We start from the raw sequence: 13,559 nt of genomic DNA on the forward strand, positions 1-13,559 counted from the left end.
CCTGCCGCCGCAGGCCCTCTAAGATGCTCGCTCTTTCTGGATGACGTGAAGACGCGAGAGGCAAAGGGAGGGCCACGCATGATTTCTTTGCTCCACACCGCGGACTGGCAGATAGGCCGCGTGTTCTCGCAGTTCGAGCCCGACGACGCCGCGGCACTGTTCGAGGCGCGTTTCAAGGTGGTCGAGCGGCTGGCCGCCATTGCGGCCGAACGCAAGGTCGATGCCGTGCTGGTCGCGGGTGATGTGTTCGACCTGCAGACCGTGTCGGACAAGACCATCCGGCGCATGTTCAACGCCATGCAGGGCTTTTCCGGCCCCTGGCTGCTGATTCCGGGCAACCACGATTCGGCGCTGAGCGAATCGGTCTGGAGCCGTGCGCAGCGGCTGGGCGCCATTGCACCGAACATCGTCTGCTGCCTAGAGCCGAAGCCCCACACGGTGGCGGGCAAGTTCACGCTGCTGCCCGCACCGCTCACGCAGCGCCATACCTACGGCGACCTCACCGACTGGTTTGCCACGGCGCCAAGCGAAGAGGGGCTGCCCCGCATCGGACTGGCGCACGGCTGCGTGCAGGGCATCCTGTCCGAAGACATCGACTCGGCCAATCCCATCGCGACCGGGCGTGCGGCGCAGGCTCGGCTCGACTACCTCGCGTTGGGCGACTGGCACGGCACGCGGCAGATCGACGACCGCACCTGGTACGCGGGCACGCCCGAGACCGACCGCTTCAGGGCCAACGATTCCGGGCAGGCGCTGCTGGTCGGCATCGCCGGTGCCGGGGCGGTGCCGACGGTCGAAGCACTTCGCACAGGCCAGTTCGATTGGCAGCAATGGGAGCCGCGCCTTGCGGTGCCTTCCGACATCGACGAACTGGTCGAAAAGCTGGAGCAGGTGAGCAGCAGCGACGTGCTGCAACTTCGCGCGCAGGGCACTTGCGACCTCAACGGCCACAACAGGCTGAGCACCGCGCTGGACGCCGCCCGCGCTCGCGCCCGTGCGCTGGTGTGGGACGGCGAAGCGCTGCGGCTGGAGCCCACGGAAGACGACATCCAGGCGCTGCACGCCGACGGCTTTGTCGGCGAGGCGCTTCAGGAGTTGCGCGCGCAGCAGGGCGATGCCGATGCTGAACTCGCCCGCGACGCGCTGCTCACGCTCGCCCGCATCCTCGACGCGCAGGGAGCCGCCGCATGAAGTTGCAGCGTCTTCGCATCGAGAACTTCAAGCTGTTCCGCGCACCGCTCGAAATAGACGGCTTCACCGACGGACTGAATCTCTTCGCGGCGCCCAATGAGTCGGGCAAGTCCACCGTCGCCGAGGCCATTCGCGCCGCCTTCTTCGAGCGGCATCGCTCCAGCGCGGTCGAGCATCTGCGGCCATGGGGGGAAAGCTCGGCAACGCCCACCGTCGAGGTCGACTTCGAACTCGACGGCAAGCCATGCCGGCTCACCAAGGCCTTCCTCGGCAAGAAGCGCTGCGAGCTGGTCATCGACGGCAAGTCCATGGACGGTGCGGTGGCCGAAGACCACCTGGCGGCACTGCTGGGCTTTCGCTTTCCGGGCAAGGGTGCCAGCACGCCGGAGCACATGGGCATTCCGGGCCTGCTGTGGATCAAACAGGGCACCTCGCACGACATTGCCAGCGCCGTGGGCTTTGCCAGCGACCACCTGCGCAACGCACTGGGCGAATCGCTGGGCGAGCTGGCCTCCAGCAACGGCGATGCGGTGCTGAAGGCGGTTGAGAGCGAGCGCAACGAACTGCTCACGCCTGCCGCCGGAACACCGCGCGGCGCCTTCGCGGATGCCGTCAGGCTGCGCACGGAACTCGAAGCCGACATCGAACGGCTGCGTGCCGACATCGAGTCCTATCAGTCGGGCGTGGACCGCCTCTCAGGCCTGCGCCGCGATCACCAACGAGACGAAGCCGCGCGGCCCTGGACGGCGTTGCGGGAGCAACTCGTCATCGCACGGCAACGGCTGGAAGAAGCCAAGGGGTTGAACGACAGGAAGACCGCGCAGGACGCCGCGCTCAGGCAGATCACCGCTCAGGTGAATTCCTGGCGCACCCAACTCCAGGCGATGGAGCGCGAGGAAGCCACGGTCGTCCTGCGCGAGAAGAATCTGCAGGCGGCACAAGAAGGCTTGGCCAAGGCGCTAGGTGAACTGCAGGCGTGGGAACCCCGCCACGCGGCTGCGGCGAAGGCCGATGCCGGCGCGCGCGACAACCTCCGCCTGGCGCGGCAGGCGGCCTCCCGCATCGCGCAGGAGAAAACCGTCGAAAGCCTGGCCGAGCAGCTTGAGACACTCGTACAGAGCCACGAGAAGGCAAAGGGCGAGCAGGACAAGGTCACTCGCCTGCAGGCCGAGGCACAGGCTCTCGCGGTGCCGGAAGGCGAGCTCAAGCGGCTTCAGCGCTGCGCCGATGCGCATCGCACGGCGCAAGCCCGGCTCGATGCGGTGGCGACGGCCCTGGAGTTCGAGCTGCAGCCCACAGCGCGGGTCCAGGTCGCCGGCACCGAGCTTTCAGGCTCGAAGCGCCAGACCGTCATCGCGCGGACCGACATCGAGATCGAAGGCGTAGGCCGCATCACGGTGCTGCCGGGCGGGGCCGACCTGGAAAGCCTTGCCATCGAACGCGACCGCGCGCGCGACGAACTCGCCGGGCTGTTGCAGGCCCTGCGCGCGGAGAGCGTGGCCGCCGTCGAAGAGCGCATGCGGCTGCAGGCGTTGCGCAAGGGGGAAGCCGGTGCGGCGATGGCCGTGCTGGCTGCGCTGGCACCGAAGGGGCTGAGCGCGCTTGCCGCGGACATCGCCATGCGCGAGGCCCGACTGGCTGAAGCAAGGCAGGTCCTGCAGGGCATGCCGCCGGCCGACGCGGCGATGCCGTCGAGCGCGCAGGCCGAATCGGAGGAGGGCGCCGCGCGCGCGGCGCTGGAGACAGCGTCCGCGGCGCTCAACGACGCCAAGGTCGCCGCCGGCAATGCGCGCGAGCAGGTCAAGGCCGCCGAAGACGAACTCGCGGCGGTCAAGGCCACGCTGAACGACCCGACGCGCGCCAGCCGCAAGACGGAAGCCGGCACCGCATTGACGGATGCGCTGGCGCTGCAGTCGGCCCTGCAAGACAAGATCGCTGAGTTGGCGCAGCAGTTGCAATCCGCGAACCTGCCGGTGCTCGCACAGGACGTGGAACGGCTGGAGCAAAGCGTCAAGCAGGCCGAGGCCACGCACAGCCAGCGGGCCAACGAGATCACCCGACTTGAAGCCGAACTCGAAGCCAGGGGCGCGCTGGGCCAGGAAGAAGCTGCGTCGGAAAAACAGCGCGAACTCGAGCACGCAACACGCCGCTGCGCCGAACTCGAACGCCGGGCGAAGGCGCTCGACCACCTGCTCAAGCTGCTGCGCGAAAAGCGCTCGGCCCTGGCACGACGCCTGCGCGCGCCGCTGCAGAAGCACCTCGACCACTATCTGCAGATTCTTTTCCCCGGTGCGCAGGTCGAAGTCGGCGACGATCTTTCGCCGGGCCGCATCACGCGGCAAGGCCTGCGAGGCGCCCAGAGCGGCGCGTTCGAAGAGCTCAGCGTGGGCGCGCGGGAACAGATGGGCGTCGTCGCCCGGCTGGCCTATGCGGACCTGTTGAAGGAAGCGCGCAAGCCGACCTTGCTCATCCTCGACGATGCGCTGGTGAACACCGACGAAGAGCGCCTGGGGCAGATGAAGCGGGTGCTGTACGACGCGGCAACGCGGCACCAGATATTGATCTTCAGTTGCCATCCGGAGGCCTGGCGCGATCTCGGGGTCGTGGCGCGCAGCATCCCGTGACGTCTTGGGGCCGCGACGCCCATCGGCAATCACACTATCCAGAATATCCGGCCGGTCGCTAAACTGCGCCGTCATGCGTCGCTGGCTTTGTACGTCCGCAGTTATCGCCTTTCTGTGCTGTCACGGGTTGGCCGTGCTTGCCCAGAACATGGCGGGCTTCGGGCAGCACCAGGCCAACGTCGCGCAGGTGCATCAGGCAAGCGCCTGCGAGCCTCATCAGGGCCACGCCGGCTCTTCGGTCCTGGATAACGGCATCGACTCCGACGAGGTGGACCTTGCCGCCGGAAGGCGCGAGATTTCACTGCCGGTCCTTAGACCGGAAGCCCCCTTGGAATTTGCCGTGACGGTCTTGCCGTCCGCGCCTCTCGAACGGCCCATGCGGCCGCCACAACTCCTCTCCTTCTTCGCATAGGTCGTCCAGTTTCGACCTGGGGCCTGCGGGCCCTGCTCATTGCGTGTGCTCGCGCCGTCGGCATTGGCGGCCGTCCGATGCACATCGCCATCAAGAGGACGAAGAAGAGGAGAAAAACCATGGAGCAATCGAGTGACGTGATGTTTGCCAGGCTGGCCGATTTCAGGATCGACGCCGAATTGCTGAGGCAGCATTTCCTGGCACACGTGAAGCCGCTGCCGTCGACGCCATATCGCGACAACCGCGTGGACTACATCGGTTGGGCAGTCACAAGCCGCGACGGCACGCTGGAAGACGGCATCCGGCGGATTCCCGCAAAGAATGCGCGTGGCGTCACGCCGACAGACGCCTGCAGCGGCTACCTGGCCCGGGTGATGAATGCGCTGCGCAGCCATGGCCTGACGCCCTTCAGGGCCCGGATCATGCAGCTCGAAAGCGAGGGCGAGGAGATGCCGCTGCACAACGATGCGGCCAAGGAAACCTGGCGCCTGCACATCCCTATCATCACCAACCCCAATTGCTTCTTCGAATGGCAGCGCGCCGACGGCAGCATCGAGAGCGTTCATCTGCCCGCCGACGGCTCGGCCTGGCTGGTGCGGGTGGATGTGAACCACAGGGCCGTCAATCGAAGCCAGCAGCCGTCCAACCGGGTTCATCTGCTGATGGGACTGGATGCCAATCCATCCTTCGAGATGTTGACTGAGCCCTGGTTGCCTGTGCTCCAGCAGCAGTTGGTGGCTTGAGCTCTCATGAAGAATGCCCGATGGCTGGTGTGCCTGGTGGCAGCTGTGCTGCCCGTCGCTGCGCAGGAAGCCGAGGCCGGCCGTTGCCGGGTGGAGCGCAGCGCAACGCTCTCCCAGCTCGACCGCGTCTATGTGCGCGACGAGTTCCGCATCCGCTACACGCTGGAGGGGGCCCACGCGCTGCCGGACATTCGCGACCTCGACCGCAACGGCATACCCGACAAGGTGCAGGACGTGGCAACGCAACTGGTCGTGGGGCGCAGGCTGTTCACCGATGTGATGGGGCTGACGCACCCCATGCGCCAGCCACGCTATGCACGCGCCACTTCGATCGACGTATTCCTGCTGAAGATGGAGAAGGGCAACGGGATGTCCTACGACGAGGTGATGAACTACCGGCTGGGCTCCGACGAAGCGGCCGGCGGCTGTGCTCTTCGCATCGATCTGCTCAACCGCCACGCGAACCAGAACGTGACGCCGATCCACGAGCTTTTTCATCAGTACCAGTACGGCTACACCATGTTCAAGGCGCGCTGGTTCCTGGAAGGCACCGCGCGCTGGTCGGAATACGCGCTGCGCCCCGGAAGCGGACCGCAGCAGCCGTTGCCGGCCACACTGCCGGTACTGCGCGAGCAGGTGTTCTCGCAGACCTACGGGGCAAGCGGCATGTGGAACCGTCTGGCGGGCATGCTCGACCCCGACGGCCGGCTCAGGCTGCCGTCCGGCCTGGTGCAGACCACTTACGTCGATGGCAGCCTGGTCATCCAGGACGATCAATTGCACGGCGCGGCCTTCATCAAGGCGCTGCTGGAGGCGCTAGGCCCGCTCGACCGGCAGGTCGCGGCGCGAAATGGCTGGCCGGTATTCGGCTGGAAGGAGGAGGATCAGCGCTCTTCCGCGTACGACACTGAGATATTCAAAGGCGTGCTCCAGGCGACGCGGAGTGAAGCGGCGCGCTCGAAGGCCCGTAGATCGGCCGAACTGGAAGAATTTCTTGCGCTGGAGGCGCTTGTGAAAAAGGATGTGCCATGAGTCTGGGTGAACTGCTGGCGTCGGCCCGGCCCGCGATTGCAACCTTGTGGGATGAATGCACGAGCGCCAGCGCCGGCATCGACGCAGAGGCCGCGGGCGTGCTCTTCATGTCGGTCTGCAACGGGAAGGAGCGGGCCCATGTCGTCACCATCCGCGGAAAGAATTTCGAGCAGGCATGGGTCAGGGGGGCGCAGTTGCTGAATGCCTGGCTGCGCAAGCAGAAGGGCGCCGCGCCAATCTGGCTGCGGGTGGACGTGGTGCACACCGTGCACGCCATGTCCTGGCAGGAACTGAAGCATGGCCTTTCGACGACCAAGCGCAACTACTTTCGCCATGGCATCGCGTTCAAGCCCGATTTTTCCGTGGCCATTCTCGAGCCTGAGATTGGTGCGCACGCCGTGCTGTACGACGGCGCACTCGAAGAAGCGACACCCAATGCGGCCAATCTCAAGCTCTACGGCAAGTACCGCTACGGGCAGGAGCTGGAGTGGCCGACCCAGGCGCAGCAGCCGATCTGGGTCTTCGACACGCGGGCAGTGTTCACCGACGGCAGGCAGCTTCACACCATCGAGCATCAGGGACGGGGCAAGGGCCATCGCGTCATGCCGAACTGGGATGCGAGCCAGGTGCACGACATCGTTGCGACCAGCACCGCATACCTCGCACGGCAGGTCAAGCCGACCGGCCAGTACCACTACGGCTGGTTTCCCTGCTTCGACCGTCCCATTCCCACCTACAACGCGCTGCGGCACGCCAGTTCCACCTACGCGCTGCTCGAAGGCTGGGAGCTGACGCAGCGCTCCGAGCACAAGGCCGCGATCGACCGGGCGCTGGCCTACCTCACGCAGACGCTGATCCAGCGCGCCACGCTGCCCGGCGGAGAGCAGGGCGCTTTCCTGGTGGATGTCGACAACGACAACGAAATCAAGCTGGGCGGCAACGCCGTGTGCCTGCTGGCGATGGTCAAGTACACCGAACTCACCGGCGACTGGCAATACCTGCCGCTGATGGAGCAGCTGGCCCTGGGCATCGTGCACATGCAGGACCCGGGCTCGGGCCGCTTCGTGCATGTGCTGAACCACCCCGACCTCAGCGTGAAAGAAGAGAACCGGATCATCTACTACGACGGCGAGGCCGCCTTCGGCCTCATGCGCCTGTACGGGCTGACCAATGATCCACGCTGGCTGCAGACCGTGGAGAAAGCATTCGGGCATTTCATCGAAGCCAGACACTGGCAGGCCCACGATCATTGGCTGAGCTACTGCGTCAACGAACTCACGCTCTACAGATCGGACGAGCGCTACTACCGCTTCGGCCTGGACAACGTGCGCGACCATCTGGACTTCGTGCTCGAGCGCATCACCACCTTTCCGACGCTGCTGGAACTGATGATGGCAGCGCAGAAGATGATCGCGCGCATGCAAGCCGACCCGCAGCACGAGCACCTGCTGCGCGGCTTCGACATCGACAAGTTCTACCGGGCCCTGGAGCAGCGTGCCCGCTACCTGCTGACGGGCCACTTCTGGCCCGAGATCGCCATGTTCTTCAAGAACCCGGGGCGCATCGTGGGCAGCTTCTTCATCCGCCATCACAGCTACCGCGTGCGCATCGACGATGTGGAGCACTACCTGTCGGGCTATGTCGCGTACTGGAAGTACCTGCAGGGCGGCGGGCGGCCTTTCCTGACGCAACAGGAAGAGGCAAGGCAAGCGGCACCAGCCGCCTTCGCGCAGACGTAGCGGTGTCTCTTGCCGCCCGGAAACGCTCCGGGTAGGCGGTTTGTCATGGTCCCGAGCCCAAGCGGGCAGGGCGCTTGACTCCCCTGCAAAGGGGCGCTTCGCTCATGTGCGAAGACAGCGCGATTCCTAAAGTCATCCCCAGGCCGAACGCTTCTGCCCATGCCGGGCAAACAGGCGATTCGGGCCGGTCACGACAAACGGGGAACACGCATGGAACTGCTCGCACCACTGCCAAGAACCTTCATGAACCTGCTGCGGGAAGACGCAGGCATGTCGTTCATGGAGGTCGCGCTGATCGGCGCTCTGGTGATGGTCGTGTGCCTGCTCCTGTTGCTCGCCATCCGGCGCAGCGCCTGACCCACGGAGCCAACCATGCAAGACCTCGACGCTGTTCTCGAACTGCTGGCAATGCTGGCTACAGACGTTCGAATGCTCGCGCTCGTCGCACTGCTCGCAGTGGCTGCCGTCAGCGATTGGCGCTCCTACCGCATTCCCAACTGGCTGACCTTCGGCGGGGCGCTCTTCGCGCTCATCTACGGGACGCTTGCCGCCCGCACGCCGACTGCAGGCGCAATGAGCGCTTTCGGTGGCCTGGGCGTGGGCTTCGCCGCGATGCTGCCGTTCTATGTCTTGGGATTGATGGGAGCGGGCGACGTGAAGCTCATGGCCATGGCCGGGGCCTTCATCGGCCCGCAGCAGACGCTGATGGCGGTGCTCTTCACCTTCATTGCCGGAGGCGTGGCGGCACTGGTGTTCGCCATCCACCGCCGTCGCCTGGCGCACATGCTGGCCAACGTCAAGACGGCGGCGCAAGGCATGGCGATCTCGAGCATGGCGGGCATCCGCCCTACGGGGCACGTTCACATGAGCCAGTCCGTGGGAAAGCTGCCCTACGGCATCTGCATCGCGGCGGGCACGGTGGTCGAAGTGCTCGCGCATCAACTGGGCTATGTCTAGCCCTCCCATCTTTTACCTGCGACGGAGGTTCGTATGAAGAACATCAAGGCAATCGGGCTGATCCTTCTGGCCCTTCTGACGGGGCTGGCGGCCGCGGTCTACGCGGCCGGGTGGATCTCCAGGCAAAGCGGCATCGCGTCCAACAAGGTCGTGGTGGCTGCCGTCGACATCGAACTGGGCAGCCGCGTCAACGCGCAGATGCTGTCCACGGTCGACTGGCCCAGCGGCTCCACGCCGCACGGCTCGTTCAGCGACATCAAGGCGCTGGAGGACCGCGTGGTGAAGGTCGGCGTGCTGCGCGGCGAAGCCATCATGGAAGGCAAGCTGGCGCCGGTGGGCACCCAGGGCGGGTTGTCGGCGGTGATCGCCAGTGGCAAGCGAGCCATGACGGTGCGCGTAAACGACGTGGTCGGCGTCGCCGGCTTCGCGCTGCCGGGCAACTACGTCGACGTGATGGTCAACGCCCAGCAGGACAAGGGCCGTGGCGAGGAGGCGTCGCAGATCAGCAAGACCGTACTCGAGAAAGTGCTGGTGCTGGCGGTGGCACAGGAGGCCAACCGCGACGACACCAAGCCCAAGGTCGTGAGCGCCGTGACGCTCGAACTCTCGCTCGAGGACTCGGAAAAGCTCGACCTGGCACGCAGCGTGGGAACGCTGTCCCTGGTGCTTCGCAACCAGATGGACAAGACCACGGTCGCCACCGGCGGCATCACCAAGGGCCAGCTGTTCGGCGAGAAGGCCATCGTGCAAGTCTCCACCGCTGCTGCGCCGGCCCCGGCCCGCCCGCGTATTCATCGTGCAGGCCCCGCCGCGCAGCCGGCTTCCCAGTGCGTGGAAGTCATCCAGCACGCGGGCAGCTCGCTGACCTGTTTCTGATCCGGTTCATCAGGAGGAACACCAAGTGCGCCATATCTCAACAACACTCGCCAGTCTGCTGGCGACCCTCGCGACAGTGGCGGTTCCCGCCATGGGCGCGGAGGTCGCGGCAACCGCCTCGGCCACGGCCGCCATGCCCGCCGCAGCACTTGCAACGCCTCCGGCGGCGGCGGGCAACGCCGCCAACGCCCGACGCTGCACCGCCATCATTCCGGACGACCAGCCAACCCAGGCCGTGCTGGGCAAGTCGGTGGTCATTCCGCTGAAGGCGCGTGTGGTGCGCATCGTGGTCAGCGGCCAGCCGTCGGCAAGGGCACCCGCTGCCGCTGCCGCCGCCGTGCCGGCAGGCATGCAGCCCGCACCGGCCATGACCGCCAATGCGAACACCGGCGATGGCGTTGCCGATGTCGATGTGACGTTGCTGAGCCCGACCGACCTGTTCTTCCGCGGCCGCCAGGCAGGCTCGATGAACGTCGTGCTGCAGAGCGCCGACGGCACCTGCTACATCAAGGACGTGATCGTCACCATCGATCCGATGGCGCTGCAGGCCAAGCTGGCGGAGCTGATGCCCGAAGAGCGCCGCATCCGTGTGCGCAGTGCAGAAAAATCCATCGTGCTCACCGGCGAGATCAGCGACGCGCTCAAGCTCGACGACGTGATGAGCCTGGCATCGGCCTACGGCGCGGACGGCAAGAAGGTGGTGAACCTGCTGCGCATCGCGACACCGCAGCAGGTGATGCTCGAAGTGAAGATCGCCGAGGTCAGCAAGACCCTGCTCGACCGGCTGGGCGCGCGCGTCGGGATTGCGCGTTCGGGCAACGGCGGGCTGAACAACTACTCACTGATCTCGAATTTCCTGAGCACGGGCGCGGGCCTGGTCCAGGCGCTACGCATCGGCCGCACCTCGCTGACCATCGACGGCCAGAAGGACGACGGGCTGGTTCGCATTCTTGCGGAGCCCAACATCATGGCCATCAGTGGCCAGCAGGCCAGCTTCCTTTCGGGCGGCAAGATCTTCATTCCGGTGGCGCAAAGCTCCGCCGGCGGCAGCGGGACGAACATCACGCTGGAAGAGAAGGAGTTCGGCATCGGGGTCAAGTTCACCCCCACGGTGCTCAACGGCGACCGGATCAACCTCAAGATGGTGTCCGAGGTGTCAGACCTGACGCAGACCGGTTCGCCCTTCACCACGGTCGGAGGCGTTACCGCGGTGCTGCCCTCGCTGACGGTGCGGCGCGCCGACACCACCGTGCAGCTCAATGACGGGCAGAGCTTTGTCATTGCGGGGCTCATCAAGAGCAATGTGAACGAGACCATCAAGCGCTATCCGGGCCTGGGCGAAGTGCCGGTCATGGGTGCGCTGTTTCGCAGCACCGAGTTCCAGAACGAACAGACCGAGCTGATGTTCGTCATCACGCCGCGCCTGGTTCGTCCGCTGGCCGAGTCGCCGCGGGTACCGACGGACAACCACGTCGTTCCCAGCCGCGCCGAGGTTTATTTCAACGGCGCCCTTGAAAGCGCCACCCCGGCACCGGCCGCCCCGGCCAGCGAAACCCCGTGAGGAGCACCGTCATGTTCATCAGATCGACCGCCATTGCGCTCGCATGCCTTTTTGCCACCGGCTGCTCGCATGTCACGCCCAACTACGACGCGCGCTTCGGCGACGCGGTGCGCGATGCAAGGAAAAAGATGACGCTGAACCCGAACGCCGGCAAGAACGGTGACCCGGTCGCGGGCATGGACGGCCGCTCGGCGCGCGAGTCGATGAATCAGTACCACGAGTCCTACAAGTCGCCGCCGCCGGCGGTCAACGTCATCAACATCGGCGGCGGCATCGGTAGCCAGGGCGGCGGCTCGGGCAAGTGACGGGCTGCGTTTTTCTCTCGAATTCGATCCTCGAAGTCTTTACCTGGAAAGGAGAGCGCCACGAACTGCAACGAACTTTTTTCCCTCACCACACCATTGTTTTCAAACCTGATTTCCAACTGTTCAAACCTTGAAAGGAAAGAACCATGAAGAACTTTCTCCAGGCCATCGGCCAATCCACCCGCGGCTTCCTCCGCGACGATGACGGCGCACAGATCGTCGAGTACGCACTGATCATCGCCGTCATCTCGATCGCGCTGATCGTCGCACTGCGGGCGCTCACCACCGGCGCCAGCTTCACGACCTTCATCACTCATGTGAGCAACTGCCTCACAGGAGTGTCCTGCCCATAAGCAGATTGAGGGGCGGGGCGGGCAGGGCTGTTGCCCGATCCGATGTCCGCTTCCGCCACCCTCTTCAACAAGGAAGCGAGGTAGTCACCATGTTCAAGTCATTCCTGCAGGACGAGAGCGGCGCACAGATCGTCGAGTACGCATTGATCATCGCCGTCATCTCGATCGCGCTGGTCGTTGCACTGAGGGCGCTCACCGACAACGGCGGCAGTTTCGGGACCTTCGTCGATCACGTGAGCAACTGCCTCACCGGAGTGTCCTGTCCATAAACAGTGCGAGGGTGGGGCGGGCTGGCTTGTCCACGGCTCGCAGCCCACCGTTCAGGCGGCCTGCTCAACACAGAAGCGAGGTTCTCATCATGTTCAAGTCATTCATGCAGGACGAGCACGGTGCCCAGGTGTTCGAGCACGCACTCACCCGCGTCACCAATTGCCTCAACGGTTCGGGTTGTTCCTGAGCCTTTTGTGCCGAATCACCCTCACTGCGCACGAGGCCCACCATGCAAGTTCGTTGTACTCGTCATCACCGCCAGCGTGGCGCGATGATCGTCACTGCCGCGCTGCTCCTGTTGTTCCTGTTGGGCTTCATGGGCATTGCGCTCGACTTTGGCCATCTGTTTGTCGTCAAGACCGAACTGCAGACGGCGGTGGACAGTTGCGCGCTGGCCGCGGCGCGCGAGCTCGACAAACAGGGCTCGGCGATCACGCGGGCAAAGAGCGCCGGCCAGACGGCCGGCAATGCGAACCGGGTGAACATGCAGTCGGCCACCTGGAGCGGGCAGGGCCAGATCGTGGCCACTGAAATCACCTTCCGCGATGCCGCCTATGCGTCCACGATCGATCCCGCCGTGGCCGTCTACGCGCAGTGCGCGCACAGCCAGCCCAACATCAAGATGTGGCTGATGCAGGCCCTGGGTGCCTTTTCGGGTGACACCGCAGGCAATCCGGCGACCCGCAGCGTGGCGGCGAGCGCAGTCGCCACCCGCGCCAGTGCACAGACCGCGTGTCCCATTCCGGTTGCGATGAAGCCCAAGCCGGGCGGCACGGCACCGAACTACGGCTTCGCCATCGGCGAATGGGTGAAGCTCATCCAGGCGCAGAACGCGGCCGTGGGCGGCCAGATCGGCTGGGCGAATCTCGACGGCAGCAACAGCGCCTCGGAAACCGAAGCCGAGCTCAACGGCCGTTGCGGCACTAGGGTGGGCGACACGCTCGGCACGCCCGGCGTGCAGACCTCGGTGGCCGATGTCTGGAACCAGCGCTTCGGTATCTACAAGAACAGCGGCGATCCGAGCGTGGGACGACCCGACTACACCGGCTACGCCTACACCTCGCTCAACTGGCCAGCGCAGTTCAATGCCTATAGCGGCCCGCCGAACGGGGGAGTGCAGAATTTCCTGACCAAGCGGGCCGCCTTCGCGTCGTGCGCCGACACCGGCACGAAAGTGAATGGCTCGGGCAGTTGCGAATCGATCACCGGGCTGTCGCTCAACGGTTTCCAGAAGTTGGCCAACCCCGGCAACGTCGCCGGAGGCCACATGCAGTACGGCCTGGACCGTCGCTTCGTCACGGTGCCTGTCATTGACGGCGGCAACCACGTGATCGACTACGCCTGCATGCTGATGCTGCAGCCGCTGAGCATTCCGATGACCGATACGCAGCTGGAATTTCGCGGCAATGCGGGCGCCGCGGGCAGCCCCTGTACCACCGGCGGATTGGCTGGCGGATCGGCAGGCCCACTGGTTCCGGTCCTGGTGAGGTAAGCAT

Annotated in this window: 14 protein-coding genes; all 14 read left to right on the top strand. The window is 65.4% G+C overall.

The window, feature by feature from the left end; genetic code table 11:
* Positions 1-78: 78 nt before the first annotated feature.
* The 14 genes from AC07O3_RS03930 (at position 79) to AC07O3_RS03995 (ending at position 13,555) form a co-directional block, all read left to right on the top strand.
* A complete protein-coding gene (locus AC07O3_RS03930) occupies positions 79-1,191 on the top strand; it encodes a metallophosphoesterase family protein (protein ID WP_495338626.1) in 1,113 nt (370 codons plus the stop codon).
* Positions 1,188-3,815 carry an AAA family ATPase gene (locus AC07O3_RS03935; protein ID WP_495338627.1) on the top strand — a complete coding sequence of 876 codons (2,628 nt, stop codon included), beginning with the start codon at positions 1,188-1,190 and terminating at the stop codon, positions 3,813-3,815. The genes AC07O3_RS03930 and AC07O3_RS03935 overlap by 4 nt, the downstream gene beginning before the upstream one ends.
* 133 nt (positions 3,816-3,948) lie before the next feature.
* Entirely contained in the window at positions 3,949-4,227 is a 279-nt protein-coding gene (locus tag AC07O3_RS03940; RefSeq protein ID WP_495338628.1) for a hypothetical protein, read from the top strand.
* 77 nt (positions 4,228-4,304) lie between these two features.
* On the top strand, positions 4,305-4,970 hold the full coding sequence (locus AC07O3_RS03945; RefSeq protein WP_307614184.1) for an aspartyl/asparaginyl beta-hydroxylase domain-containing protein: 666 nt from the start codon (positions 4,305-4,307) through the stop codon (positions 4,968-4,970).
* Between the two features lie 6 nt (positions 4,971-4,976).
* Complete coding sequence (locus tag AC07O3_RS03950) at positions 4,977-6,002, top strand: hypothetical protein (RefSeq protein ID WP_495338629.1); 1,026 nt, start codon at positions 4,977-4,979, stop codon at positions 6,000-6,002.
* On the top strand, positions 5,999-7,741 hold the full coding sequence (locus AC07O3_RS03955; RefSeq protein WP_495338630.1) for a Mur ligase: 1,743 nt from the start codon (positions 5,999-6,001) through the stop codon (positions 7,739-7,741). The genes AC07O3_RS03950 and AC07O3_RS03955 overlap by 4 nt, the downstream gene beginning before the upstream one ends.
* Before the next feature lie 210 nt (positions 7,742-7,951).
* A complete protein-coding gene (locus AC07O3_RS03960; RefSeq protein WP_176928961.1) occupies positions 7,952-8,098 on the top strand; it encodes a hypothetical protein in 147 nt (48 codons plus the stop codon).
* Positions 8,099-8,113: 15 nt separating this feature from the next.
* Positions 8,114-8,698 carry an A24 family peptidase gene (locus AC07O3_RS03965; protein ID WP_489012872.1) on the top strand — a complete coding sequence of 195 codons (585 nt, stop codon included), beginning with the start codon at positions 8,114-8,116 and terminating at the stop codon, positions 8,696-8,698.
* A 33-nt stretch (positions 8,699-8,731) separates the two neighbouring features.
* Complete coding sequence (gene cpaB / locus AC07O3_RS03970; protein WP_093058368.1) at positions 8,732-9,574, top strand: Flp pilus assembly protein CpaB; 843 nt, start codon at positions 8,732-8,734, stop codon at positions 9,572-9,574.
* A 91-nt stretch (positions 9,575-9,665) separates the two neighbouring features.
* Positions 9,666-11,135, top strand: coding sequence for a type II and III secretion system protein family protein (locus tag AC07O3_RS03975; protein WP_495338691.1), 1,470 nt, complete (start codon positions 9,666-9,668; stop codon positions 11,133-11,135).
* Positions 11,136-11,146: 11 nt separating this feature from the next.
* Complete coding sequence (locus tag AC07O3_RS03980) at positions 11,147-11,440, top strand: hypothetical protein (RefSeq protein ID WP_307614189.1); 294 nt, start codon at positions 11,147-11,149, stop codon at positions 11,438-11,440.
* Between the two features lie 146 nt (positions 11,441-11,586).
* Complete coding sequence (locus AC07O3_RS03985) at positions 11,587-11,793, top strand: Flp family type IVb pilin (RefSeq protein ID WP_307614190.1); 207 nt, start codon at positions 11,587-11,589, stop codon at positions 11,791-11,793.
* An 89-nt stretch (positions 11,794-11,882) separates the two neighbouring features.
* Entirely contained in the window at positions 11,883-12,062 is a 180-nt protein-coding gene (locus AC07O3_RS03990) for a Flp family type IVb pilin (protein ID WP_307614191.1), read from the top strand.
* 230 nt (positions 12,063-12,292) lie between these two features.
* The gene (locus AC07O3_RS03995; protein ID WP_307614192.1) at positions 12,293-13,555 is read left to right on the top strand and encodes a pilus assembly protein TadG-related protein; all 1,263 of its coding nucleotides are present in this window, start codon (positions 12,293-12,295) and stop codon (positions 13,553-13,555) included.
* Positions 13,556-13,559 lie beyond the last annotated feature (4 nt).

The sequence above is a fragment of the Variovorax sp. GW821-FHT09D05 genome, assembly GCF_059416325.1.

Coding starts and splice junctions, on each gene's coding strand:
- AC07O3_RS03930 (WP_495338626.1), top strand. CDS start 79: ATGATTTCTTTGCTCCACACCGCGGACTGGCAGATAGGCCGCGTGTTC.
- AC07O3_RS03935 (WP_495338627.1), top strand. CDS start 1,188: ATGAAGTTGCAGCGTCTTCGCATCGAGAACTTCAAGCTGTTCCGCGCA.
- AC07O3_RS03945 (WP_307614184.1), top strand. CDS start 4,305: ATGCACATCGCCATCAAGAGGACGAAGAAGAGGAGAAAAACCATGGAG.
- AC07O3_RS03950 (WP_495338629.1), top strand. CDS start 4,977: ATGAAGAATGCCCGATGGCTGGTGTGCCTGGTGGCAGCTGTGCTGCCC.
- AC07O3_RS03955 (WP_495338630.1), top strand. CDS start 5,999: ATGAGTCTGGGTGAACTGCTGGCGTCGGCCCGGCCCGCGATTGCAACC.
- AC07O3_RS03960 (WP_176928961.1), top strand. CDS start 7,952: ATGGAACTGCTCGCACCACTGCCAAGAACCTTCATGAACCTGCTGCGG.
- AC07O3_RS03965 (WP_489012872.1), top strand. CDS start 8,114: ATGCAAGACCTCGACGCTGTTCTCGAACTGCTGGCAATGCTGGCTACA.
- cpaB (WP_093058368.1), top strand. CDS start 8,732: ATGAAGAACATCAAGGCAATCGGGCTGATCCTTCTGGCCCTTCTGACG.
- AC07O3_RS03975 (WP_495338691.1), top strand. CDS start 9,666: ATGGGCGCGGAGGTCGCGGCAACCGCCTCGGCCACGGCCGCCATGCCC.
- AC07O3_RS03980 (WP_307614189.1), top strand. CDS start 11,147: ATGTTCATCAGATCGACCGCCATTGCGCTCGCATGCCTTTTTGCCACC.
- AC07O3_RS03985 (WP_307614190.1), top strand. CDS start 11,587: ATGAAGAACTTTCTCCAGGCCATCGGCCAATCCACCCGCGGCTTCCTC.
- AC07O3_RS03990 (WP_307614191.1), top strand. CDS start 11,883: ATGTTCAAGTCATTCCTGCAGGACGAGAGCGGCGCACAGATCGTCGAG.
- AC07O3_RS03995 (WP_307614192.1), top strand. CDS start 12,293: ATGCAAGTTCGTTGTACTCGTCATCACCGCCAGCGTGGCGCGATGATC.